Raw genomic sequence first — 23,731 nt, forward strand, 5'->3', positions numbered from 1 at the left:
GTAATGTACAGGCTTTTTGCTCATTCTACCGAAGCGCGTGAACGTGCAGCGAGCAACAGATAAAGCGCTTGTGTACCGGAATCGGCGTGACCCAGCTCAGCAAGTTGTTCATATAAATCCTTCGTCAGTGCGAGACCAGGTGTCGCGATGCCCATCTCAGCGCCGCGTTCGAGAGCAAGCCGCATATCCTTGATGAAGTGTTTGACGAAGAAACCAGGTGAGTAGTTTTCAGCGATGACGCGTGGAATTAAGTTCTCAAGACTCCAGCTACCGGCAGAACCAGATTTGATCGTCTCGATGAACTGCGTCGGATCAATCCCGGACCGCGTGACGAACAACAGCATCTCCGCTGTTCCGATCATTGAGCCGGCGATTGCGATTTGGTTCGCGAGTTTTGCTGATTGTCCTTTACCAGGACCACCGAAGAGTGAAATCGATTTTCCCATCGCTTCGAATAATGGCTTCGCTTGCGCGAACGCTGCTTCTTCACCACCGACGAGAATAGCGAGTGTCCCGTTCTTCGCACCGAGGTCACCACCTGTGACAGGTGCGTCCAGTGCCTGAAGACCGCGTGTTGCCGCTTCCTGCGCGATGCGTTCTGCAAGAGCTGGACTAGATGTCGTCATATCGACCAGGATCGTTCCGGGTGACGCATAGTCGAGGACTCTGTCTTCGAAGTAGATTTGCTCGACGTCTTGCGGATAACCGACGATCGAGATGACGACGTCGACATCCGTGACAACGTCTTGAATCGTATCGACGATTTCGACACCATCTGCTTCAAGGACAAGTCCTTTTTCTTTCGTACGATTGTATCCTTTAACTGTAAAACCTGCCTTGCGCAGATTGCGGACCATGCCTTGTCCCATGACACCTAATCCGATGAAACCGACTGTCTTCATACATGATTCCCCCTTGCACGTTCCGTGCCGATGAATTGTTGCGTTACGAGCTTATTATACAATGGATTGTCGACGACAAGACGATCATGTGTCCCGATGCCGGAAATCCGACCATCTTCAAGAACGATAATTTGATCGGCATGACGAACTGTCGCGAGACGATGAGCGATGACGAACGTCGTCCGTCCGACCATCAATCGCTCGAGTGCTTCCCGAACGACCCGCTCGGACTCGGAGTCGAGGCTTGACGTGGCTTCATCCAGCAATAGAATTTCCGGATCTCGGAGGAGTGCACGTGCGATCGCAATCCGTTGGCGTTGACCACCAGACAACTTGACACCTCGTTCCCCGATTTCAGTTGCGTACCCCTCTGGAAAACGTTCAATGAACGTATTGGCATTCGCCATCCGTGCAGCCTCACGAATTTTGTCTTCACTGACGTCTTCCGCAAGACCATAGACGAGATTGTCACGGATCGTTCCCGATAAAACAGGGGAGTCTTGGGCGACATAACCGATCGCTTGGCGCCAAGACGATAGCGTTAAATTAGCGATGGATTGATCTCCGAGTCGAATCTGTCCGGATGTCGGTTGATAGAATCGCTCCAGTATCGCGAATAATGTCGTCTTCCCGGATCCACTCGGACCGACGATCGCTGTCGTCTTGCCGCGTGGTAACGTAAAGCTGACATCCTGTAGGATGGGCGTCTCATTGTATCCGAATGATAGGTGATCGACCGTGACGTCCGTAAACGGACGCGGCGCAACAAGCGCTCCAGGTGCTTCCGGTGTCTCATCGAGAAGCTCGATGATTCGCTCTGTCGCCCCGCGAGCCTTCTGTAACTTCGTGATGAATTCAGTCATCGTCACGAGTGGCGTCATGATTTGGAACAAATAGAGTGAGAAGGCGACGAGTTCACCTGCTGTGATCTGGTTCGTCGCGACGCGGTAGGCACCAAAGCCGATGATCAAGATCAACATCGTCGTCAAGGTGACGTTAAAGATTGGCAACAAAAGGGATTGGATTCGTCCTTCCTTGACGCCATAGCCATAAAGATTCTCAATGCGAGTTTTCCCACGGTCGAGCTCATAGGATTCAGTCGCTTGCGATTTGACGAGTCGGACTTCACCGAGCATCTCGGCAAAAAAACCGGATAATCCCGCGAGTTCCTTCTGAGTCTCACGAGATATCTTATGCAACTTCCGCACGAGCGGGATGATGATTAGTAGCGTCACGGGTACAGCGATGACCATGACGAGTGTCATCTGCCAGTCGAGGAAGAACAGAATCGTGATCGCTCCGATGATCGAAACGAGTGATGTCAGCAGGCGGACGAGTTGCTCCGACAGCAATTGCTGGAGTGTCGTAGCGTCACTGTTGAGTCGGGAGACAAGCTCACCAGATTTCGTCTCATCATAGAACGGAATCGATAAGGTCAACAGGTGTTTCCATAGGAGTGTCCGTAAATTAGCGACGATTCGTTGACCGACGATCTGTAACCAATAGATCGATAAAGCATTCGCGACGACTTGGACGACAAAGACGATCACGAACAAACTGATCAGCTGCGGAGTCAGTCGATCGACTGTAAAACCGTCAATCAACGTCTTTAAGAACCAAGGAATGGCGAGGGCAGCCAGTGCTTGGATGACGGAGACGGAAACAGCGGCGGATAATAATCCGACCGGGGGTTTCGTTTTTTCAATAACAGGTAAAAAGATTGGAACGTAGCAGCGTTCATTTCAACACATCCTCTCTTTTCCATTGTCCGAAAGAACGAAGAAACGGTCAAATGGGAAACGCGACTTGACAAGAAATCTTTTGGTTTGTGACACTGATAGTGGAACCAACAAGGGAGGATGCAGATGTCTATTTTCGTAGATGCGGACGGATGTCCCGTTGTCGATCTCGTCGTTCGACACCGACAGGGACGTGACGTCTTTTTAGTTTGTGATACAGCACACCAGATGATGCGGGAGGGGGCGACGACGATTACGGTCGGACAAGGTCCAGATGCTGTCGATTACGCAATCGTCAATCGGATGAAACGTGGCGATCTCGTCGTGACCCAAGACTACGGTTTAGCAGCACTCGTCTTAGCGCGAGGAGGACTCGCAATGGACCAAAACGGTCGTGAGTTCACGAACGATAATATTGATTTATTACTTCATACACGGCATGTCGGACAACAAATCCGACGAGCAGGTGGACGGACGAAAGGACCGAAAAAACGGACACGTGATGCGGATCGGGCATTTGAAGAAGCATTTCGTGCATTAGTGCACACCATCATATAAGTAAGAATGTACTTGAACTGTTGATACAGCAAGGACCATGCTATAATTTGAAACAGGAATGAATTCAGAAAGGAGGATGCACGTTGAAACGAATTTTACGCGACCACTCGAAGGACCGTCCTTACCGATTGCGCCAAGGAACGGTTCCGGCATCAGCTGAGGCACGACTCACTTCACTCGATCAACGTGAAATCAATCGGTTACAACAGAATTTACGGGAAGTCGAACTGAAATTGAAGCAACGTAATGAAATCATGGAAGCGCTAGCGACACAAAATGTCGAAGCGGCCTGTGAGACCGTCCTGACGATTCTGTTGCAACTGCTCGATGTAAAAGAAGGTGCCATCCTCTTGTACCGTCGTGAACAATTGAATCATTTCGTCGCGCAAGGCATCGACGAGATGGAGCTGATCGAAAAAGATCTCGATCAATATTCGGTCTTACGTCGGGCGTTCGTCATGCGTAAATCGGTTCAGTTGCCAATCAGTGAGCAGTTCGAGTCGGCAATCCCGGTCCAGTCTCCAAGCAACGGACAAGTCGTCGGATTGCTTTATGTTCGTCATGCCTTCGCTCAGTTCAATCTAGAGCAAGTCGGGGACTTACTTGATCTATCACGAAAACTCGGGATGACGCTTGAGCGCCATCTGTTGTTCCATCAGATGGAGCATGAAAAAATCAAGACGTATCAGCTACTGGACTCGATTCGGGAAGCTGTCCTATATATCGAGAGTAGCGGAGAACAGATTTATGCAAACCAAGCCTTGTTGAACATGTTTCCCCCGAAGCTCGTCAATCAAGCGCAAGGATTCCGTCATGCGTATGAACGGGCGACGTCGCTGTTTGAACATGTCGATCAGCCGGACGCACTTCATGACTATATCGGTCAACTAATGAACGGGGATATTCCGGGAGAAACAATCGAACTCTCGGCGTTTCGTGGGAACTTATTACTCAGTGCCTACGCTGAACGGATTGCGATCGCGAACGTTGAATGGGGAATGATGCTCGTCTTACGCGACGTGACGAAAGACAAGGAACTCGATCTTAAACAGGCAGAGTTCGTCTCGATCGTATCGCATGAGTTGCGGACACCGCTCTCTTCCATCATGGGCTTTACGGAGTTACTGATGAAACGAGAAGTCGATCCGAAGCGCCAAAAGCGGTATTTGCAGACGATTCATTCGGAAACCGTTCGATTAGCGGAATTGATCAATGATATCCTGGAAATTCAAAAAGGGGAAGATTCGACGCACGGCACGCAAAAAGAACCGCTTGATTTGAAACAGTTGATATTCGAGATGAAGCCGATGTTTGATCTTGCGAGTCAGGCACACCGAATCAGTGTTCAGTTCGAATCAGGAGACTATACGGTATCAGCCAGCAGTGAGAAGATGAAGCAACTGTTTACGAACCTAATCATGAATGCGATAAAATATTCGCCTGAGGGCGGCGCAATCCGGATCAAAGGGTCAAACCAATCGGATCAATTACGGATTGAGATTTCGGACGAAGGGCTCGGTATACCAGAGAAAGCCCTACCTTACATTTTTGATAAGTTTTATAGAGCGGATAATTCGGATACACGTAAAATCGGCGGAACCGGCTTAGGGCTCGCGATTTGCCGAATGATCGTGCTCGATCATGGAGGAGCGATTTCCGTTCAATCGACGGAAGGAAAAGGTAGTACCTTCATCATTCAACTTCCAGTTGACGTATGACCACGACAGAACCAGAAAGGAGGAAGACACGGTGAATAATAACTCACACATTCGTTATGAAGCTTTGCATCCACTCGTCGAAGAAATTCTTGAAAAACTGAGTGAACAAATCGGCGTCAATACATTATTTTTTGCATTAAACGATTCTTACAGCAATTTTGTCGTTAAAGCAATCAACCAAGACCGTCAGTTGATCGAAGAAGGCTCGACCCATGTCTTCCAACATGTCCTCTGTAAGCTGGTCGTCGATGAGACGGATGGGAAGGTCTCGATCAATGAATTGCTCAATGATCCATTGACGGTTAATCATCCGGTCACGAAAGCACTTGGAAACGGTAGCTTTTTAGGGGTGGCGATCAAAAACGCGGAGAACGAGAAAATCGGAACGTTATGTGCCTTTGACGATCAGCCATTTGACTTCAAGGAACAGGATGTTGCGCTCGTTGAACGATACGCGGATATTATCAGTAAATCAATCAACGTCGAAACCTATGTCATCAAAGATGCACTGACAGACGTCTACAACGAACGGTATATGAATCGATTGATTTCGAGTATGACGATTCATCCCGCTTTCATGATGGTGTTGAACCTGGACCGTTTTCATGCAATCAATGCAGCGCACGGATACCGGGCAGGGAATGAAGTACTGCGTGAAATCGCGAGCCGGTTAAAGTATGTTCCTTTACCGAACCATGTCGTCGGGCGGATGGACGGGAATGAATTCGTTGTCCTAGCAGCAATCGAACAGGATCTGGAGTTCGAGCAACATGCAGAAGAATATGCCCGTATCGTCACGGAAGCGATTGAGCAACCGATCGTTGGTGTCGCAGATGAACCGATTCACGTGACGGCTTCGTCTGGCGTCAGTCTCCTGACCGGTGACATGGCAAGCCGTCAAACACAAATTTACGCAGCAGAAGCGCTGATGCAACAGGTCAAACACGATGGGAAACGACGGACCTCGTTCGTTAATCCGAACCGAAATGCGGAGCAACATCCATTTGCATCGGTCCTTGAATCAGAGTTGTCGCATGCACTTGAACGAGGGCAGTTCGAACTTTATTACCAATGGATCGTCGATGCGAAACAAAAACATTATGTCGCGGTTGAAGCGCTTTTACGTTGGAACCACCCAGTGCTTGGCTTCGTCAGTCCGACGGATTTCATTCCGATTGCCGAGAAGATGGAAATTTTCCCGGACATCGGTCGCTTTACGATCTGTCAGGCAATCTTGGATCAACGTCGTTTAGAAGAAACGTTTGGTCGTAAGATTTCCGTCGCCGTCAATCTGTCGGCGAATCAGTTCGAGTCAGATCAACTATTTTCCGAGTTGCTCCGACTGACAGAGGAGTCATACTTCCCGAATGAACGACTCATTCTTGAAATTCGGGAAGAAGTACTGCAGACACGTCGCCGTTTTGCGATCAACCGGTTGGAACAATTGCGTCAAGCAGGCTATCGTTTGACCGTCGATCATTTTGGAAGTCATTACGCATCACTCAATTCGTTATTGCGTTTACCTGTTCAAGCGGTCAAACTTGATCCAATCTTTACGCGTCGCCTCGTCCAAAATCAGTTGGAGCGCTCGATGATTCGGTCTGTTCATTCGTTGACGTCTGTGCTGAACATCGCGCTCGTGATTCAAGAGGTTGAGACCGCGTCTCAACTCCAACAGATTCAACTGCTGGATGAGGACCTTTATGTGCAAGGCTATGAAGTACATCACCCTCAGCCAATTGAACAATTACTCATCGAGGACATCGTTCGCGGGCACGCCGAGGTTTAATCGTTCTTCAGTCGGGAATACTTTAAAATGTGGAACAAGTACATTTTAAGGGGGATGCCAAATGGCGAATCAACACGATAAAGAGACGGATCCGATTACTTCAGGGAACCGCATGACGAAGGATGAGATTGCCGGACGTGATCCGCAAGACCATACGGATGTACCGGAATCTTCAAAAGAGGAAAAAGAATCAAAGCATCAAGAGCAAGAACAAGATGCTGAGAAAACAGAACGATCAGATGACGATGCTTCGAGTGAAGAAGCACCCGATTTATCACACGCTTCTGATGAAGATGGCGATGTCCAGCCTTCTGATGAAGACCAGCAAGATAAAGAATGACTAAAAATAAGGGCAATCGACGTTCGGCAGTAATGCCACGCGTCGATTGCCCTTTTTGCTGTATTGTTCTTGAATGATTACTCGCCCCCGCCGTCACCACCACCATCAAATCCTCCGTCGATCCCGCCGTCCGTCGCATGGGACGTGTCGGTCAAATCAACAGGGAAGAGTAAGAACGGAATCGCGTCGGCGCCGTCCGGTGGGAGAATCGAAGATGGGAAGAGTTGTTGCAGGATCGTTTGTTGACTTAAATACAATCGGATTGCTGTCAAATAGACTAAGTCCTTCCGGTATTTAAAATGTAAATCGGAGCGTAACGCCTCTGCCATCCGTTCGAGTGACGAAGCGTGAACGTTTGGATCACCGAGTAACGCAAGCATGCCGTGGAACGACAGCGGAACATGGTGTTTACGATGTATCTTACGGGATGCCTCCACTTGTGCGATATAGCGATCCCAATCGTCTTCAGGCAATAAAGCGAATATCAAGGCCACGACATACGTCTGTTGAGCGCGTCCGAACCGTCGTTTGAGTCGTTGATAGACCGTTTCGATACGCGAGGCGAGTTCGTCTAACTCACCGCGTGTCGTAGCGTGAAAATAGACGAAAGAGATCAATAGCGGTGACACGATGAACCGATGTTGTTTTTTGAGGCGTGTGTATAATTGTACCGTTCGTTCAAGTACCGCGTCCTGTGGAGTAAGACGGCTGATGAACAGGGCAGTAGAGTAGGCATTCAAGGGATGCGACAAGCGATGCGATTTAAAATAGCCATGAATCGACATCATCTCAGCAATCCGACTCGGTGTGTGGGCGTCAAAGGCATGAATCTTCGAAGCAAGTAATAATGCCTGGGTGGTTTGTGTATACAAGCGTATTTTCAAGTCATCTGCTGTCTCAAGCAACACACTTGCGGAAACCTGCTCCGTTCCGATCGTTCGGTCGAATGCCAGTTCGATCAGAATACCATCCTGATAGGTTCTGAATTCTGGTCCGATGTGATCAAGCTGTCGCAAGAAAGTCGTCGCGATCTCCATGACTGTTCCTCCTCTGCCTTTTCTTCTAGTGTATCACGCAGTGAAAGCGTTCTCTTATTTTTTCAGTTGGGTGTCAATCAATTGTTCTGCTGCGCGCCGGTACAAGTTACTCATATGAGCCATAGCGAGAATCTGCTCCAGTGGATCGGTCGTCGAAGCGGTCAGAGCGTCTTGTTCCGTTACGAAGCGGGCTGTATTTCGTTCCGTCAGTTCGAGGTAATTACGATAAAACCCTTCAAGATCGAGTTGATCCTGTTCGATCCCTGCGTTCAAGGGCGCAAGAATCGTTTTGATATCATTGATCGAAAACGAACTTTTCAATTGATAAATCAAGCTAATCAGAATCAAGTGTTCCTTCGTATACTTTTTATTCGTGACCGGAAAGAATAATTTCTTTTTGGCATAATTGTTGATCATCGTCTTCGTCAAAATCGTCTCGTCTGCACTTCGCGTCGTTTCCTCGAATGTCCGCTCGAACAGTTGAATGACTTGATCCATATAGAGATCGATATTCGGGATATCTTCGAGCCGTAATTGACGATCGTGTCTCGTGTCATCAGAATGTGTCATAAAAAAACCTCCAAAATCGCTAAAATAGGACTTTCTACTTCTCCATCATATGATAGAATACGTATATAACGCCATGTAGTATTCGAAACTACATATCAGGGGAGGAACGAAAGTGAAAGCTTATATGAGAGAACCGATTAATGGATTAACGCATCTTGGAGGGGCTGTCTTTGCTTTTGTCGGGTTACTGGCACTTGTCATCAAGGCATCGTTAGAACGGGGGGCATCACTTGCGATCGTCGCAGCGATTATTTTTGGTGTCAGTATGATGGCGCTCTATGCCGTCTCAGCGACCTACCATATGGTCCTTGCGAGCGACCGGGCAATCGCGATCTGGCGTCGGTTGGATCATTCGATGATTTATCTGTTGATTGCCGGGTCTTACGCACCATTTTGTCTCGTCAGTCTGAACGGTCCGACTGGTTGGGTCTTGTTCAGCATCGTCATGTTGATTGCAGTCTCTGGAATCACCTTTAAATTGGTTTGGTTCAACAGTCCACGTTGGTTATCAACGACGCTCTACATCGGAATGGGCTGGATCATGGTATTTGCGATCACACCACTTGCGCAAGTTTTATCACCGCTCGGCATCGGATTATTGTTCCTTGGTGGTATCTTCTACACGATTGGTGGCATCATTTATGGGCTGAAGCCACGTATCTTATCGTTCAAACATCTTGGATTCCATGAAATCTTCCATATCTTCGTACTACTGGGTAGCCTAGCACACTTTCTATGTGTCTACTTCTTCGTTTTATGAGGATGTCCTCCTTCAGTCAATGGCTGAAGGAGTTTTTTTTGTGTCTGATGGAAAATACAGGAGAAGTCGAGTGTCCTCACGAATGAAAGAACGAATAGATCACGCATAGGAGGAAAAGCATGAAACACACACGATGGCAATTAGAAAAACTCTACACGATTAACGACGTTAAAGCAGGAATTGCTACGATACAAGCCGCGTTGACGAAACGTCCGGCTAATGTGGCAGAACAGGTCGAGCGTTATCAGCAAGTCGCGCGCGACGTCGAAGAATGGAGTGACTTCATTTATTGCTTATATGCAGAAGATGTCACGCGCTCAGAAGTCCATTCATTGCTCGAGGAAATCGAAATCGTACAAGCGATGGTGCGCAGTGAGGCAGCAGCACTCGATACGAAGATCGCCGCACTGTCACAAGAAGAGTGGGAGGCGCTCGTCACTAGTTCACCATACGCCTTTTTCTTGAACGAACGCCGTGACATCCAGTCGCGTCGTGCACCACTGGTTCAAGAACAATTGTTGCAAGATCTCGGTGTGGACGGGTTCCAAGGCTGGGGGCAGCTCTACAAACAGCGTTTCATGGCATTGCGCGTCGACTTGGACAAAAAGCAGGTCACGATCGGTCAAGGGCTGCACGAAGCGATGTTCGCACCTGACCGTTCGGCTCGTTTAGCGGCAGCGACAGCAGTTGACACCGCTTGTGCACAAGAAGCTGACCTGTTTGCGACAATTCTGAACCGGATTGCCGGCTTCAGATTGCAATCTTACAAGATGCGGAACTGGGAGCAACCGTTGACTGAGTTGCTTGAGCAGAACCGGATCTCGGAAGCGAGCCTAAAAGCGATGATGGAAGCACTTGATCAACACCGCGACCTCTTTCACGCTTATTACGCTCGGAAGATTGCCCAGGCGGAGCGGATGACGGGAGAATGGCATGATTTTGAGACGAACACCTATCGCTCCGCGCGTCTCGTTCCGTTTGAGATGGCAGAGACAATCGTCACGACACAATTCAAACGATTGAATCCGCAGCTCGGCGCCTTTGCGGAAAACGTGTTTAGTGAGGGATGGGTCGATGCAGAGAATCGTCCTGGAAAAGCAGAGGGCGGATTCTGTGCTGCCTTTCCGATTGCCAAAGAGAGCCGGATCTTTATGACGTACCGTGATAGTTATCCGGACGTCGCAACGCTCGCTCATGAATTCGGTCATGCCTATCATAATTATTTACTGCAAGACGAACCGTATTTAAATCAAGTCAAAGGAACGAGCATCGCGGAGGCGGCTTCGACGTTCATGGAGAATCTCGTCCTCGATGCTGCCATCAAAGAGACGGAGGAGCGGGAGGAAGTGCTCGCTCTCCTAGAGGTCAAGATCCGGGAAGGGCTGAAATATGCCAGCATCGTTCCCGGAATGTTCCGTTTCGAGCAACGTTTTTATGCGGAACGTCAGCAAGGGACGGTCAGTGCCGAACGGTTAAGTGAACTCCTGCAAGAGGAAGAACGGTTAGCCTATGGTCTGGTATTGCCTGAACCGGCGCGCTATAAATGGATGTACATCAGTCATCTGTTTAATCCGAATCTTGCGTTCTACAACATTCCATACACGATCGGTTATCTGCTCAGCAATAGTCTGTATCAGACGGTTCAAGCGGATCCGAGTCAATTTTCAGCAGTCTTTGAAGCGGTCATGCATGATTCCGGTCAAGCGACGATCGATGAGATCGTTAACCGTCATCTCGATGCTGATCCGACATCTGTCGCGTTTTGGATGGAAGCTCAGCAACCGCTCGTCCAGGCAATTGAGCAGTACCTGACGTTAACGGAATCCTCTCTCTCCGTCGATTGAAGACGAATCGAAACGGGAACAGAAATGTAGGGAGGGATGCGGATGTATGAACAGGAGAAACAATTAGTCGCTGAGGCAGCACTAACTTATGTGAAAGATGGGATGATAGTGGGTCTTGGGACAGGTTCGACGACGGAACGGTTCATCGAAGCGCTCGGTCCACTTGTGCATGCTGGACTACAGATTCAAGGTGTGGCAACGTCACTTGCGACGGTACGATTCGCGGAACAGCTACACATTCCGTTGATTGACTTGGAAGAGGGAATGGAAATCGATTTGACGATCGATGGGATCGATCAGATTGACGGACGATTTCAAACGATCAAAGGTGGTGGCGGTGCACTATTTCGCGAGAAAATCGTCGCACTGATGAGTCGGGAATTGCTCTATCTGACAGATTCCTCGAAGTTCGTCCATCATTTAAGCGGACCGTTACCTGTCGAACTGGATCCGTTTGCCTTACCGTATGTGCGACAACGGTTACGTGATAAGCATGTCTCAGCAACGCTACGCGTGAAAGACGATCGTCCCTTCGTTACAGATGGAGGTCACGTGATTTTGGACGTTGATGTATCAGCCATCTCGGACGTCCGAGTATTTGCAAAAGAAGTGAAGAGCTGGTCGGGTGTACTCGATACGGGTTACTTCGAGCGACAGCCCGATCATGTCCTGACGGTCGAAGAGGGAAAGGTCAAACGCATCGCGCATCCACGACTGCGTGACGGCGGTGGGTTGGTTTAAGGGAAGAAAGAAGGAAACCGTATGGGCTTGAAAAAACGGTATTTATTCGGAGCAGGTGTCATTGCCGGTGCGAGTCTACTGTTGTTCAGGAAGCGGGAACAGAGCACACAGACCGATGCGTTACGAGACTATTTAGCGCATCTCGATCAGGATCCGAGTCCAGATGCTGCGAAAGACCCGGATGAGGTCGGATTGACGAAACTGGATTCGATCTATCGGTCGGAGTGGCAAGCGAATGGTTTCCCACGTTCGCGGACGGAGCTAGAGGAGCTTGAAAAATAAGAATGTCAATAAAATATTTCTTTATTGATAAACTAAATAACTTAATGATTTTTTAAACGGCTTAAATTCGTTATTTAAACGGACCTAAGCCGTTTTTGTGTCTTCTGCGCTATAGTTATGAATTAAAACGTTAATAAGAAAATCGTATGTGACTACTATTCAAAAATTCATTTCTAAAATATTCAATATTTAATTCACTATTCCATTATTCTTCTTTTATAACCTACATTTTGTAAAAAAACATGATAAGGTTTATGTATATTTCAAGGGATAATTCATCCCAAAGGGGGAACTAGAGTGACTTTATTTGTTAATGAGCTTAATTACATAGATCAGAAAGATAAAACAACAGTACTCGAAAAAGTTACGTTTTCCATTTCTCCAGGAAAGTCATTGGCGATTAGTTCTAATATTACCCATCGTCAGCTACTCATAAAGATACTTGAAGGTCGTATCCAAAGTGCAAATAAACATGTTCAAGTAAACAATCATCACCCAGGAAATACTGTACAATATCACTCGTCAATCAGTTTCTATTATGAGCAACCGTATACATACGATAGATTAACCATTTTAGATCATCTTGCTTTTTATAAAAAATTGTATAACAGCTCAAAAGCGATTTCAGACACACTCGAAGTTACACAATTAAGCGAGATAGCAAAGAAAAGAACAAACAAACTAGATCGTTCTCAAAAGAAACGTCTGCAACTCGCAATTCTTATTTTACAAGATACACCGGTGGTCGTTTTCGATGAACCGGATCAAAATATTGATCAATATACCAAGAACATTCTATTCAAAGTTATCGAATTGTTGCTCCAGGAAGAAAAGTGTCTTCTAATACTGACAGGAAGTACGGAGAGTGCAATTACTTTATCCGAAGAATCTTATGTATTAAGTAGTAGTGGGCTTACACGCATCAATACAGAAATTGAGGAAGAAGAGAACGCAATCTCAAAAAATGATGAAGAGATCAATGGACTTGAAAAATCCACTCCGTTTTCGCCTCTCGAACTGAATAAGGTCGTTGCCAAACTTGAACGTAATCTTATTTTACTGGATATAGATGAGGTCAAATTTTTCGAGAGCGCATCGGGAAGTGTTCAAATTCATGTGGCGGATACGATGTTACCGGGTCTATATACAATGAATGAGTATGAAACGACTCTTCAGGACCGGTATTTTTTCCGATGTCACCGTTCCTATCTCGTTAATCTGAAGAAAGTACGCGAGATTGTCACGTGGACACGGAACAGTTTTAGTCTGGTTCTCGACGATCGAACCGAAGTGCCTTTATCTAAGAATAAAATACACGTTCTTAAAGAGATGCTCGGCATTAAATGACGATCTTCTAGCAAGCTAATTACTCTTTTCATAAGCTTATTAACTCCTTTCATCGTTAAAATAGTGCGATGTATAGTGCTCTCTACTATTCTAAGGTTAGAAAACGAGAGGAGAACTATACTATGGAAAAGGTAATCGAAATTGAATCATTGACGAAACACTTTTCAGATAAGACGGCTCTTGACGATTTAAGTTTCTATATCAAGCAAAAAGAGATTTTCGGGCTACTTGGTCCCAGTGGCTCTGGTAAAACTACCATGATCAAAATATTGACTGGTCAAATGAAACCATCCACGGGTTCAACCAGTTTACTTGGAATTCCCTCTGAAAAACTCAAACAAAAGAACACCTTTCAGAAAGTAGGTATCATGACAGACAATAGTGGTCTCTACGATCGCTTGACGGTAAAAGACAATTTAAAGTTATTTTGCAAAATTTTTTCTGTCTCTGAAAACCGTATTCATCGTGCACTGGAGTTAGTCAATTTAGGTGATGAGCAGAATAAGAAAGTTGCCTTACTGTCGAAAGGGATGAAACAACGGGTACTACTCGCTCGAACTTTTTTACATCAACCCGAAATCTTATTCTTAGATGAACCTACTTCTGCGTTAGATCCTGTCAACACTCAAGCCATCTATTCTGCCCTTAAAGATATGAATCGAGACGGTGCGACGATTTTCTTAACGACTCACGATATGGTAGAAGCGGACACCCTTTGCGATCGTGTCGCCTTCCTAAATCGTGGTCATATCCAGTTGTTAGGATCACCAAAATCGATCAAACAGCGTTTTGCTGATCAGACGTTGACAATCGAATCATTAGACGGCCTAGAACACGTTTTCGAATCGAATGAAAAAGATGCTTGCCATATCTATGAAATGTTACGTACTAATCAGGTTGTATCTATCCATTCTAACGAACCGACTCTAGAGGACGTGTTCGTAAAAGTAACAGGGAGTGAACTCAGATGATCTTTTCAATCAATCGTACAATGGCCATTTTTCAGAAGGATGTAAAAGACGTGTCAAGAAACGTATTTGTCGGTACGACACTGTTAGTACCTATTTTGATGGCAATTGTCTATAAGAATATTGGCGAAGTGACGTTAGAAATTCACTACACCGTCATCAATTTGACATTCTCTTCAGTAGCAGCATTCGTTCAATGCACATTGATCGCAGAAGAGAAAGAGAAGAACACGTTACGAAGCTTGATGCTGTCACCTGCCTCCACTCTAGAGATTCTAGGTGGCAAAAGTATATTGACTGCACTGATCACACTCTTCACCATAGTCATCAGTGCCGTCATTACGGGTTATGCTCCGTCACATCCTTTCATCATAATAATTGGACTTCTCGTCTCTTGCTTGTTCTACCTTGCCTTAGGGACACTTCTAGGATTGATGACTTCCTCTGTGATGGAAGCTTCTGTCGCTGTATTACCTGTCATGTTTTTATTCGGATTCGGAACGTTGCTCCAGCAGGTTTCTGATAAATATCCGTTACTTTCGATTGTCGATTATTTGCCGAACTTACAACTGTTAGAGCTAGCTGAAAAGGTTGAGAATGGTGCCTCTTTCTCTTCGCTATCCATTAATCTAATCGTTATTTTGATTGCTGGTATATTATCTAGTGCTTTAGTCTTCATGATCTATCGAAAGAGAACATTAAAAGATTAATAGTCACTACAGCACAGAATACAAAAATCGATGGGGGTAAGAAATGATGAAAAAAGTACTGTTAGCAATTGTTGGGACGCTCTTTGGCCTACTCATTATGTATGTCATTCAGAACGGATTATAAAAATGATTGGTAGGAGAGTTTCACATAATAATTGATGCTTTTCACTTGAATTAAGTTTGACTTTCGTATTTGATTGGAAAAATGTATAGATCATATTTCTTAATTCGAGATATTTTCCTAAGTCATCAAAATTAGAATTTATGCAGTGTGTTCATACAAGTTATGCCTTTTTCGAGAGGAGATTCATTGAATGAAAACATTTTTAAACATCAACATATCGAGCTTTTTATATGCCGTCGCTTTATTCATTCCATTACAATGCATGCTAAATATCAATCGAATCATGAGACTTACTGATATGTCTTCAAGTATGTTTTGGACTCTGAATATCATGATTGGATGCATCACTCTAATCAGTATTCCTTTTTTAATTAGACGGATCACCTTCAAGTCCACTCTACATAAGTCGTTTGAACGAATCATCTGTCTTTCCTGGTTCGTCTACTTTGTTTTATTCACCTATTTCATAAGTGGGATTATTCCAGTCACGAATGAAGGAGACATGCCAAGCCCTGGTTTAGGCTTCATTTTAATCACCATTGTATTAACGTATCCAATTTTTGTAATGGTTTCTAAATTTCTTATCGTGGATCAAAAGTCGATGAAAGATTGAAAAAGTAGCAATTTGAAAGAAATGAATGATGTTATGAGGAGTCTACTGCCCCCGAACATTTTTTACAGATCTTAATAGAAGGATGTAAGGTACATAAAATTCCATAGCATTAAGGAGAGGGTATTTTGAAAAAACGATATTTATATTTCTATTCGACAGTCATTGTATTAATCGGGGGAAGCTTGTATTCGTATCAAGCAGGATACATCCCTTATACAACACCTTATATAGATAAAGAGCATGAGGAGTTGATGGATGCTAAGACCGTCAATTCAGTCAATCGAAAAGACTACATCGATAGATCGATGCGAAATATGGCTAACTTTGCACCTTATTCGACGGGTGATTCCATTACAAAGAATGTGACCATGAATGAACTGAGGTCGAAGATTGATGCGATGTACCACATCGAAAAATCTTTCCAATTCAAGTTGAATGATCCAGAATCAAAATCCTTACAAAAAGTAGCGAAGAACTATACTGCTTATATTGAGGCGCTTGAATATGTTGCGAGCAATATGCACGGTAAGGAATCGATGAACGTCGATCAAGCAAACTATCTGAAGAGTGCTTGGAATGAGGTCGTTACACCTGCACAATATATAAAAGATGAGGTCGATCGTTCTCAAGAAGGAGAGGCCGTCATGTTTGAAAAAGAAATTACTTCAGTTTGGAACTAATATTGATGGGGTTTAGGATGGATAAATTTGAACGTTTCGAATGATACAGTTAGATTACGACCTTATAAAGCTAGAATCTATAATATGGATTAAATGATATACAATCTAAACAGCCCTAGATCCTAATGATCCAGGGCTGTTTTCGTGCCTTTTAATATGTAAGCGATCCTGCAATGATCAAACCGATCGAAATCGATAAGAAGAGAAGCAACAAGCCGACTGCTTCGTTGTTCGCATCAATCTCTTTCGTCATGCTTAAGCGTGGGATTAGTAAATCCGCGAGATAGAATAAAACGATTTGTAAGACGATCGCGAGTGCGCCCCATAACACCATATCGAGAATGCTGACAGAGTTCGAAATACTCGAATACAGGACGATGGCGAGACCAAGAATTCGTCCACCGAAGGCGTAGACGGCCGCTTTCTTCCCGTTACGAATTAATTCAAGCTCCTTTGATTTCGTCGTCACCTCGAACAGGACGACACCGATGGCAAGGAGTACGGTTGCGACACCGATATACGAAAGAGTCGAGAGGAATAAATCACTGAATGTCATGCTGGTACCTCCATCATGATTTTTTATTTTTTTTGCGTTGTTCGTATGCAACATATAATTCGAGCAGTGCTCCGACAAGAATACCTGCTGATACATACAAATAGAAGTTGTCACCAATGAATCCGAACAAGAGACCTAATATGAGGCCGATCAGGATATAGGGACCTTTTGCTAACTTCATGCCAATCACCTACCTCTTCTTTAAAGGTAGCGGATTTCAGAGGTGACGTCCATCGTTATTCTTGAAAGCTGACGGCAGATTCTGCATTAGGAGAAAACAGGACGACTTGGTTCCGACCTTGTTGCTTCGCCTGATAGAGGGCAGCATCCGCATCCGGAAGGAGCTGGTCGATTTGAGATGTCGTTTCATCAAAAGCCGCTAAACCAAACGATGCCGTAAGTGGCAAATCGATCGAAGCCAATCGAAACGGGCTGGAAGCGATCCGTTCACGCAATTGTTCTGCTAAAGGAATCACTTCAGCGAGTGGCACGCCCTCAAACAGGACTGAAAACTCCTCACCGCCGTTACGGGATAAATACCCGCTTTCTGCCACTCCATCGCGCAGTCGATTGGCGAACTGCCGTAGCACCTCGTCGCCCGCCTCATGTCCATACGTATCGTTGACCTGTTTAAAATGATCAATGTCAATCGTCAACAACACGACCGACTGTTTGTTCAGGATCAATCGCTGTTTGACATCCGTGAAGTATTCATTAAAGGCGCGTGAATTATTTAATCCCGTCAAAAAGTCAAGTTGCGCTTTCTGACGAAGCATCCGTAATGATTGTTTGGTCAACCGAATATCGCGGATGATCAGCAGGGCGAGCCAACTACTTACGAACGATGCAGGAATGACGACTGTCATCACTTCAAGTAGAAGAATCTGTTTCGGTAAGACGATCCATAAGACAAGAGCGTGTAAAGCCGTCGCGTATATCGTCACGAGTGTGAATGTTCGTTTTGCATAGGGTGGCATCTCGCGAACGATCAGACTCGTTCCGAGAGCAACGGCGACGATGAAACCGAATGCGGTGAAGGCTGCTAGATTCGTTCCCAAACTGAAGCGATAGATGATGATTGCGATCGTCACGATCGTTGTCGGGATGGCACCACCAAAGTAGGCAGCGACGACGACCGGAATATGGCGCAAATCGACCATGACGCCAGGCGCTGCTTCGATCGTCATCTGCATGAGTAGTAATGAGATGACACTTAAGGCAAGGCCATACAACACGCGGGTCAGCCGTGGGGAGTCACGGGTGATCGGGAGCGGTGATAATTTTCCGAGCAGGTAGAAACCAGCCATTAATAGCGTCACGTTATGCAAGACGTCAAAAAGGATGCTTTTCATGAACTGTTCATCCTTTCAAATAAAAGTACGTTACTTAAAAGACATACGCCATAAAAGGACTAACTCCTGTTACTTGAAAAAATAATCTATCTGATCCAATTGTGTCTATAATGTGAAATTATGATTTCTATAAGCTGTACTTATGGTTTTACGAAATGTAATTGACCTTCTCGACACTGCGTTGTTAAATGATGAAGAAGCGAAATGAAAACGCTTACTAAATTTGAAGGAGATCTACTTATGGAACTCGTCATCATTCTTCTTGCCTTATCCTTATTGATGTTTGTTGCCTATCGTGGTTTTTCGGTCATCCTATTTGCACCAATCTGTGCCTTGTTCGCCGTCTTACTAACGAACCCGGATTGGGTGTTACCCTTCTTCTCGAATATCTTCATGGAAAAGATGGTCGGGTTCATCAAAGCATACTTCCCGGTCTTCCTTCTAGGAGCAATTTTCGGGAAAGTCGTCGAGATGTCCGGTATCGCGGAATCAATCGCGAAGACGATCATCCGCATGATTGGTGCAAAACGCGCCATCCTCGCTATCGTCTTGCTTGGCGCCATTCTTACATATAGCGGCGTCAGCCTGTTCGTTGTCGTGTTTGCTGTTTATCCGTTCGCGGCAAACCTGTTCCGCGAAGCGAATATCCCGAAACGTCTCATTCCAGGAACGATTGCCCTTGGTGCATTTACATTCACGATGGACGCGTTGCCAGGAACACCGCAGATTCAAAACGTCATTCCAACGACGTTCTTCAAAACAGATATCTACGCTGCACCGATCATGGGGACGGTCGGTGGCTTGTTCATCTTAGTCGTCGGGATGTGGTATCTCGAGTCACGCAAGAAAAAAGCCCATCAAGAGGGTGAAGGATACGCTGGATTCGAAGCGACAGCTGCGAGTGCCGCACCACAGATGGAATTGAAAAATGAACCAGAAATGACACTTGAGACGGATCGTCAACCGGTCTATCGTCAAGTCCTTGCTTTCGTCCCACTCGTCCTCGTTGCCGTCATGAACAAAGTTTTCACCTTGTCGATTCCGAAATGGTATCCAGAAGGGTTCGACTTTTCAGCGATTGGATTAGAAGCATTCGGAAAGATTGAGACACCAGCTGTTCTTGCGATCTGGTCCGTCCAAATGGCGCTATTGATTGGAATTCTCGCAGCGATGCTGTATGACTTCCCGAAGATCAAGACGAACTTCCAAGCGGGTCTAAACGTCAGTATCGGCGGCGCACTCTTAGCCGTCATGAATACCGGTGCTGAGTATGGCTTCGGTGGTGTCATCGCCGCACTTCCGGGATTCAAGTCCGTCTCAAGCGGGATCTCGGAAACATTTACGAATCCGCTCGTCAACGGAGCAGTCACGACGACGACGCTTGCCGGTGTCACTGGTTCAGCATCTGGTGGGATGGGGATTGCGTTAAGTGCGATGTCTGATAAATATACACAGGCAATCACGTCAGGCGGTGTGCCGCCAGAAGTCATGCACCGCGTCATCTCGATGGCGTCCGGTGGGATGGATACGTTACCGCATAACGGTGCCGTCATCACGTTGCTAGCGGTCACAGGACTCACACACCGTCAGTCCTATAAGGATATCTTCATGATTACGATCCTCAAGACAGTAACCGTCTTCTTGATGATCGGATTGTATAGCTTAACTGGTTTGTATTAAAGACTTCAAAGGGGGCATCATCAGATGAAACAGGGGAAAGTATACGCATCATTCGCGGAAGCGACAGCAGACATCTTTGACGGGGCGACGTTAGTCGTAGGGGGCTTCGGACTCTGCGGAATCCCGGAAAAATCCATTACGGCGTTACAAGAGAAGGGCGTCAAAGATTTGACGGTCGTCAGTAACAACTGTGGCGTCGATGACTTCGGACTCGGTTTGCTCTTGCAGACACGGCAAATCAAGAAGATGATTTCGTCGTATGTCGGAGAAAATAAGACGTTTGAACAACAGTACCTCAGTGGCGAGATTGAAGTCGATCTCGTCCCACAAGGTACGCTTGCGGAACGAATTCGTGCTGGTGGTGCTGGCATTCCTGGTTTCTACACACCGACTGGCGTTGGGACACCGATTGCCGAAGGAAAAGAACAAAAAGAGTTCGACGGAAAAACATATCTGCTCGAAGAAGGAATCGTTGGTGATTTTGCGATCGTCAAAGCCTGGAAGGCGGATCGTCTCGGGAATCTCGTCTTCCGAAAGACGTCACGCAACTTTAACCCGATTGTCGCGACAGCCGGAAAAGTAACGATCGTCGAAGTCGAAGAACTGGTTGAAGTCGGCGAACTTGATCCAAACGAAATTCATACACCTGCCGTCTACGTCCAGCGCATCGTCGTCGGGACGGATTATGAAAAACGCATCGAACGCCGAACTGTCCGGGAAGCTTGAGGAGGAGATTGACATGAAAACGACACGAGAGATCATCATTGAACGCGCACTTCAGGAAATTGAAGATGGGATGTACGTCAACCTCGGGATCGGGATTCCGACATTGATTGCCAATGCGATTCCGGACGACATGCATGTCATGTTGCAATCCGAAAATGGTCTGCTTGGGATCGGACCTTATCCACTCGATCATGAGGTTGATGCGGACGAGATCAATGCTGGAAAAGAGACGGTTACGGCACAATCAGGAGCTTCTTACTTCGATAGTGCTGAGTCGTTCGCGATGATTCGCGGCGGGCATATCGATCTCGCAATCCTAGGTGGGATGGAAGTCGATCAGAACGGTGATCTCGCGAACTGGATGATTCCGGGCAAGATGGTCAAAGGAATGGGCGGGGCGATGGATCTCGTCAATGGAGCAAAACGCGTCGTCATCATCATGGAACATGTCAACAAACACGGTGAATCGAAAGTCAAACAGGCGTGTACTTTGCCGTTGACAGGACGCGCTGTCGTCAATCGTCTGATTACGGACCGAGCCGTCTTTGATTTTACACCGGACGGGATGGTCTTGATCGAGACACTGAATGGTCATACGGTCGAGGACATCAAACAAGTCACGGAAGCGCGGTTCACGGTCAGTCCGGAACTCGAACGCGTGACGGTAGGGGAGTGAAGTTGATGGTACAAGGAGATATCGTACTCGTTACAGGTGCAGGGAGTGGAATTGGACTTGAAATCTCGAAGGCGTTCGCAGCAGCTGGCGCAAAAGTCGTCGTGACGGATGTCCGTGCTGAAGCAGCAGAGGGAGCAGCGGCATCAATTCGCACGGCCGGTCATGAAGCAGTCGGGATGACGTTAAACGTCACCGATGAAGCACAGGTCGAAGCGGTCTTGAAGCAAACGGTCGAACAGTTCGGTCGACTCGACGTCTTGATCAACAACGCTGGTCTTCAGCACGTCTCACCGATTGAGGAGTTTCCGACGGAGAAGTTCGAATTGATGATTAAGATCATGTTGACGGCACCGTTCATCGCCATCAAACATGCTTTTCCGATCATGAAGGATCAAGGCTACGGACGCATTCTCAATATGGCATCGATCAACGGTTTGATCGGCTTTGCCGGTAAAGCAGCATATAACTCAGCGAAACATGGGTTGCTCGGTCTAACGAAGGTCGCAGCCCTTGAAGGAGCGGAACACGGAATCACCGTCAACGCGATTTGCCCGGGGTATGTCGATACACCGCTCGTCCGAAATCAGATGGAAGACTTGGCAAAGACGCGTCACGTTGAACTCGAAAAAGTACTGGAAGAAGTCATCTATCCGCTCGTTCCGCAAAAACGGTTGCTCGCCGTCGAAGAAATCGCAGATTACGCATTGTTCCTCGCGAGCCGTAAAGCAAAAGGCATCACCGGACAAGCGAACGTACTCGATGGTGGATATACGATTCAATAAGGAGATGGAGCAGATGAGTGAAGCAGTCGTCATCGTCAGTGCGACGCGCACGGCGATTGGAAATTTCAATGGAAGTTTGAAGGACATCAAAGCAACGGAACTCGGAGCGACAGTCATCCGCGCAGCACTCGAAAAAGCTGGTGTCGCAGGAAATCACGTCGACGAAGTCTTTTTCGGTAACGTCCTCTCAGCAGGACTTGGTCAAAATCCAGCACGGCAAGCGGCACTCGCTGCCGGATTACCGGAGACGTGCCCAGCGATGACCGTCAATAAAGTATGCGGATCCGGCCTCTCAGCCGTCCATCTTGCGTATCAGGCGATCAAGTCGGGCGAAGCCGATGTCATCGTTGCCGGTGGGATGGAGAACATGAGTCAGGCGCCGTATGTCCTTGCAGGCGCACGGTCTGGACTGAAGATGGGCAACCAACCACTCGTCGATACAATCATCCAGGATGGACTTGAGTGTGCGTTTAATGACTATCACATGGGGATCACGGCAGAAAATTTAGCCGACGCCTACGAACTTTCCCGCGAAGCGCAGGACCAGTTCGCTGCGACGAGTCAGCAAAAAGCCCAGACGGCATTGGTAGAAGAACGGTTCGTCTCGGAAATTACGCCAGTGTTGATTCCACAACGAAAAAGCGATCCAATTCGTTTTGAACAAGATGAGTTTCCGCGAGCGGGCACGTCTGTCGAAACACTCAGCCGTTTGCGTCCGGCGTTCAAGAAGGACGGAACGGTCACGGCAGGCAATGCATCTGGCATCAATGACGGAGCTGCTGCGCTCGTCATCATGTCCGCGACAAAGGCAAAAGAACTCGGTGTGACACCACTCGTTGAGATCGTTGCGAACGGAACGTCCGGCGTCGACCCGAGCATCATGGGGATTGGTCCCGTTCAAGCGGTCCAGAAGGCACTCGGTAAAGCAGGACTGACGCTTGACGAGATCGATGTCATCGAAGCGAATGAAGCGTTCGCAGCGCAATCCCTCGCGGTCGATGCGGAGCTTCAGTTCCCGCATGAGAAACTCAACCGCAACGGTGGCGCGATTGCGCTCGGTCATCCGATCGGTGCGAGTGGGGCGCGAATTCTCGTCACGTTGATTCATGAGCTCGAACGGACGGGTGAAACGCATGGTCTTGCGACGTTATGTGTCGGTGGCGGGCAAGGGGTTGCGACGATCGTAAGGTCTGTAAGAGTATGATTGAATTAGGAATAATAAAAAGAAATGAAAACA

24 protein-coding genes are annotated in these 23,731 nt (G+C 46.8%); 17 read left to right on the forward strand and 7 right to left on the reverse strand.

Features of this window, described 5'->3' with window-relative positions:
* Nucleotides 1-20: 20 nt before the first annotated feature.
* Both P401_RS0103805 and P401_RS0103810 read right to left on the reverse strand, forming a co-directional pair.
* Nucleotides 21-902 (reverse strand): NAD(P)-dependent oxidoreductase, encoded by an 882-nt coding sequence (locus P401_RS0103805; RefSeq protein WP_029341285.1) that lies wholly within the window; start codon nucleotides 900-902, stop codon nucleotides 21-23.
* Nucleotides 899-2,623 carry an ABC transporter ATP-binding protein gene (locus tag P401_RS0103810; RefSeq protein WP_034785953.1) on the reverse strand — a complete coding sequence of 575 codons (1,725 nt, stop codon included), beginning with the start codon at nucleotides 2,621-2,623 and terminating at the stop codon, nucleotides 899-901. The genes P401_RS0103805 and P401_RS0103810 overlap by 4 nt, the downstream gene beginning before the upstream one ends.
* 144 nt (nucleotides 2,624-2,767) lie before the next feature.
* Here P401_RS0103810 and P401_RS0103815 point away from each other — a divergent pair, with 144 nt between their 5' ends.
* The 4 genes from P401_RS0103815 (at nucleotide 2,768) to P401_RS0103830 (ending at nucleotide 7,046) form a co-directional block, all read left to right on the forward strand.
* On the forward strand, nucleotides 2,768-3,199 hold the full coding sequence (locus P401_RS0103815) for a YaiI/YqxD family protein (protein WP_029341287.1): 432 nt from the start codon (nucleotides 2,768-2,770) through the stop codon (nucleotides 3,197-3,199).
* Nucleotides 3,200-3,282: 83 nt separating this feature from the next.
* Complete coding sequence (locus tag P401_RS0103820; RefSeq protein WP_231925601.1) at nucleotides 3,283-4,917, forward strand: ATP-binding protein; 1,635 nt, start codon at nucleotides 3,283-3,285, stop codon at nucleotides 4,915-4,917.
* A gap of 31 nt (nucleotides 4,918-4,948) precedes the next feature.
* Nucleotides 4,949-6,706, forward strand: coding sequence for an EAL domain-containing protein (locus P401_RS0103825; protein ID WP_231925602.1), 1,758 nt, complete (start codon nucleotides 4,949-4,951; stop codon nucleotides 6,704-6,706).
* 61 nt (nucleotides 6,707-6,767) lie between these two features.
* On the forward strand, nucleotides 6,768-7,046 hold the full coding sequence (locus P401_RS0103830; RefSeq protein ID WP_029341290.1) for a hypothetical protein: 279 nt from the start codon (nucleotides 6,768-6,770) through the stop codon (nucleotides 7,044-7,046).
* Between the two features lie 77 nt (nucleotides 7,047-7,123).
* Here P401_RS0103830 and P401_RS0103835 read toward each other — a convergent pair whose 3' ends face one another.
* Together P401_RS0103835 and P401_RS0103840 are read right to left on the reverse strand one after the other, a co-directional pair.
* A complete protein-coding gene (locus tag P401_RS0103835; RefSeq protein ID WP_029341291.1) occupies nucleotides 7,124-8,083 on the reverse strand; it encodes a DUF4003 family protein in 960 nt (319 codons plus the stop codon).
* 54 nt (nucleotides 8,084-8,137) lie between these two features.
* On the reverse strand, nucleotides 8,138-8,653 hold the full coding sequence (locus P401_RS0103840) for a DUF1836 domain-containing protein (RefSeq protein ID WP_029341292.1): 516 nt from the start codon (nucleotides 8,651-8,653) through the stop codon (nucleotides 8,138-8,140).
* 112 nt (nucleotides 8,654-8,765) lie between these two features.
* On the opposite strand from P401_RS0103840, the gene trhA reads away from it, so the two are divergent.
* From trhA to P401_RS0103890, 8 genes are all read left to right on the forward strand, one after another.
* Nucleotides 8,766-9,413, forward strand: coding sequence for a PAQR family membrane homeostasis protein TrhA (gene trhA / locus P401_RS0103845; RefSeq protein WP_023467814.1), 648 nt, complete (start codon nucleotides 8,766-8,768; stop codon nucleotides 9,411-9,413).
* A gap of 119 nt (nucleotides 9,414-9,532) precedes the next feature.
* Entirely contained in the window at nucleotides 9,533-11,257 is a 1,725-nt protein-coding gene (locus tag P401_RS17505) for a M3 family oligoendopeptidase (protein WP_051656230.1), read from the forward strand.
* 42 nt (nucleotides 11,258-11,299) lie between these two features.
* Nucleotides 11,300-11,998, forward strand: a complete 699-nt coding sequence (gene rpiA / locus P401_RS0103855; protein ID WP_029341294.1) for a ribose-5-phosphate isomerase RpiA — start codon at nucleotides 11,300-11,302, stop codon at nucleotides 11,996-11,998.
* Between the two features lie 21 nt (nucleotides 11,999-12,019).
* Nucleotides 12,020-12,280, forward strand: a complete 261-nt coding sequence (locus P401_RS0103860) for a hypothetical protein (RefSeq protein WP_029341295.1) — start codon at nucleotides 12,020-12,022, stop codon at nucleotides 12,278-12,280.
* 297 nt (nucleotides 12,281-12,577) lie between these two features.
* Entirely contained in the window at nucleotides 12,578-13,627 is a 1,050-nt protein-coding gene (locus P401_RS0103865; protein WP_051656231.1) for a LytTR family transcriptional regulator DNA-binding domain-containing protein, read from the forward strand.
* Nucleotides 13,628-13,749: 122 nt separating this feature from the next.
* Entirely contained in the window at nucleotides 13,750-14,598 is an 849-nt protein-coding gene (locus tag P401_RS0103870) for an ABC transporter ATP-binding protein (RefSeq protein ID WP_029341297.1), read from the forward strand.
* Between the two features lie 20 nt (nucleotides 14,599-14,618).
* The gene (locus P401_RS0103875; protein ID WP_231925719.1) at nucleotides 14,619-15,305 is read left to right on the forward strand and encodes an ABC transporter permease; all 687 of its coding nucleotides are present in this window, start codon (nucleotides 14,619-14,621) and stop codon (nucleotides 15,303-15,305) included.
* A gap of 862 nt (nucleotides 15,306-16,167) precedes the next feature.
* Entirely contained in the window at nucleotides 16,168-16,722 is a 555-nt protein-coding gene (locus P401_RS0103890) for a hypothetical protein (RefSeq protein ID WP_029341300.1), read from the forward strand.
* A gap of 151 nt (nucleotides 16,723-16,873) precedes the next feature.
* Here P401_RS0103890 and P401_RS0103895 read toward each other — a convergent pair whose 3' ends face one another.
* Genes P401_RS0103895 through P401_RS0103905 form a run of 3 tightly spaced genes read right to left on the reverse strand, consistent with a single transcriptional unit; the run spans nucleotide 16,874 to nucleotide 18,630 of the window.
* Entirely contained in the window at nucleotides 16,874-17,278 is a 405-nt protein-coding gene (locus tag P401_RS0103895; RefSeq protein WP_023467822.1) for a DUF350 domain-containing protein, read from the reverse strand.
* Nucleotides 17,279-17,291: 13 nt separating this feature from the next.
* Entirely contained in the window at nucleotides 17,292-17,459 is a 168-nt protein-coding gene (locus P401_RS18665; protein ID WP_023467823.1) for a hypothetical protein, read from the reverse strand.
* A gap of 55 nt (nucleotides 17,460-17,514) precedes the next feature.
* Nucleotides 17,515-18,630 carry a GGDEF domain-containing protein gene (locus tag P401_RS0103905; protein ID WP_051656232.1) on the reverse strand — a complete coding sequence of 372 codons (1,116 nt, stop codon included), beginning with the start codon at nucleotides 18,628-18,630 and terminating at the stop codon, nucleotides 17,515-17,517.
* 240 nt (nucleotides 18,631-18,870) lie between these two features.
* On the opposite strand from P401_RS0103905, the gene P401_RS0103910 reads away from it, so the two are divergent.
* Genes P401_RS0103910 through P401_RS0103930 form a run of 5 tightly spaced genes read left to right on the forward strand, consistent with a single transcriptional unit; the run spans nucleotide 18,871 to nucleotide 23,698 of the window.
* Nucleotides 18,871-20,310, forward strand: a complete 1,440-nt coding sequence (locus P401_RS0103910) for a GntP family permease (protein WP_029341302.1) — start codon at nucleotides 18,871-18,873, stop codon at nucleotides 20,308-20,310.
* A 24-nt stretch (nucleotides 20,311-20,334) separates the two neighbouring features.
* Nucleotides 20,335-21,036, forward strand: coding sequence for a CoA transferase subunit A (locus P401_RS0103915; protein WP_029341303.1), 702 nt, complete (start codon nucleotides 20,335-20,337; stop codon nucleotides 21,034-21,036).
* Between the two features lie 13 nt (nucleotides 21,037-21,049).
* Nucleotides 21,050-21,712 carry a 3-oxoacid CoA-transferase subunit B gene (locus P401_RS0103920; protein ID WP_029341304.1) on the forward strand — a complete coding sequence of 221 codons (663 nt, stop codon included), beginning with the start codon at nucleotides 21,050-21,052 and terminating at the stop codon, nucleotides 21,710-21,712.
* A gap of 5 nt (nucleotides 21,713-21,717) precedes the next feature.
* A complete protein-coding gene (locus P401_RS0103925) occupies nucleotides 21,718-22,494 on the forward strand; it encodes a 3-hydroxybutyrate dehydrogenase (RefSeq protein WP_029341305.1) in 777 nt (258 codons plus the stop codon).
* Nucleotides 22,495-22,507: 13 nt separating this feature from the next.
* Complete coding sequence (locus tag P401_RS0103930) at nucleotides 22,508-23,698, forward strand: acetyl-CoA C-acetyltransferase (protein ID WP_029341306.1); 1,191 nt, start codon at nucleotides 22,508-22,510, stop codon at nucleotides 23,696-23,698.
* Nucleotides 23,699-23,731: the final 33 nt, after the last annotated feature.

It is taken from the genome of Exiguobacterium acetylicum DSM 20416, assembly GCF_000702605.1.
In the GTDB taxonomy this organism is placed as follows: Bacteria; Bacillota; Bacilli; order Exiguobacteriales; family Exiguobacteriaceae; genus Exiguobacterium_A; species Exiguobacterium_A acetylicum.

What these genes read in the sequence shown, in the direction of transcription:
- P401_RS0103875 (WP_231925719.1), top strand. Translation starts at nt 14,619, where the DNA reads ATGGCCATTTTTCAGAAGGATGTAAAAGACGTGTCAAGAAACGTATTT.
- P401_RS0103920 (WP_029341304.1), top strand. Translation starts at nt 21,050, where the DNA reads ATGAAAACGACACGAGAGATCATCATTGAACGCGCACTTCAGGAAATT.
- P401_RS17505 (WP_051656230.1), top strand. Translation starts at nt 9,533, where the DNA reads ATGAAACACACACGATGGCAATTAGAAAAACTCTACACGATTAACGAC.
- rpiA (WP_029341294.1), top strand. Translation starts at nt 11,300, where the DNA reads ATGTATGAACAGGAGAAACAATTAGTCGCTGAGGCAGCACTAACTTAT.
- P401_RS0103905 (WP_051656232.1), bottom strand. Translation starts at nt 18,630, where the DNA reads ATGAAAAGCATCCTTTTTGACGTCTTGCATAACGTGACGCTATTAATG.
- P401_RS0103925 (WP_029341305.1), top strand. Translation starts at nt 21,718, where the DNA reads ATGGTACAAGGAGATATCGTACTCGTTACAGGTGCAGGGAGTGGAATT.
- P401_RS0103830 (WP_029341290.1), top strand. Translation starts at nt 6,768, where the DNA reads ATGGCGAATCAACACGATAAAGAGACGGATCCGATTACTTCAGGGAAC.
- P401_RS18665 (WP_023467823.1), bottom strand. Translation starts at nt 17,459, where the DNA reads ATGAAGTTAGCAAAAGGTCCCTATATCCTGATCGGCCTCATATTAGGT.
- P401_RS0103930 (WP_029341306.1), top strand. Translation starts at nt 22,508, where the DNA reads ATGAGTGAAGCAGTCGTCATCGTCAGTGCGACGCGCACGGCGATTGGA.
- P401_RS0103915 (WP_029341303.1), top strand. Translation starts at nt 20,335, where the DNA reads ATGAAACAGGGGAAAGTATACGCATCATTCGCGGAAGCGACAGCAGAC.
- P401_RS0103860 (WP_029341295.1), top strand. Translation starts at nt 12,020, where the DNA reads ATGGGCTTGAAAAAACGGTATTTATTCGGAGCAGGTGTCATTGCCGGT.
- P401_RS0103910 (WP_029341302.1), top strand. Translation starts at nt 18,871, where the DNA reads ATGGAACTCGTCATCATTCTTCTTGCCTTATCCTTATTGATGTTTGTT.
- P401_RS0103840 (WP_029341292.1), bottom strand. Translation starts at nt 8,653, where the DNA reads ATGACACATTCTGATGACACGAGACACGATCGTCAATTACGGCTCGAA.
- P401_RS0103815 (WP_029341287.1), top strand. Translation starts at nt 2,768, where the DNA reads ATGTCTATTTTCGTAGATGCGGACGGATGTCCCGTTGTCGATCTCGTC.
- P401_RS0103835 (WP_029341291.1), bottom strand. Translation starts at nt 8,083, where the DNA reads ATGGAGATCGCGACGACTTTCTTGCGACAGCTTGATCACATCGGACCA.
- P401_RS0103870 (WP_029341297.1), top strand. Translation starts at nt 13,750, where the DNA reads ATGGAAAAGGTAATCGAAATTGAATCATTGACGAAACACTTTTCAGAT.
- P401_RS0103895 (WP_023467822.1), bottom strand. Translation starts at nt 17,278, where the DNA reads ATGACATTCAGTGATTTATTCCTCTCGACTCTTTCGTATATCGGTGTC.
- P401_RS0103805 (WP_029341285.1), bottom strand. Translation starts at nt 902, where the DNA reads ATGAAGACAGTCGGTTTCATCGGATTAGGTGTCATGGGACAAGGCATG.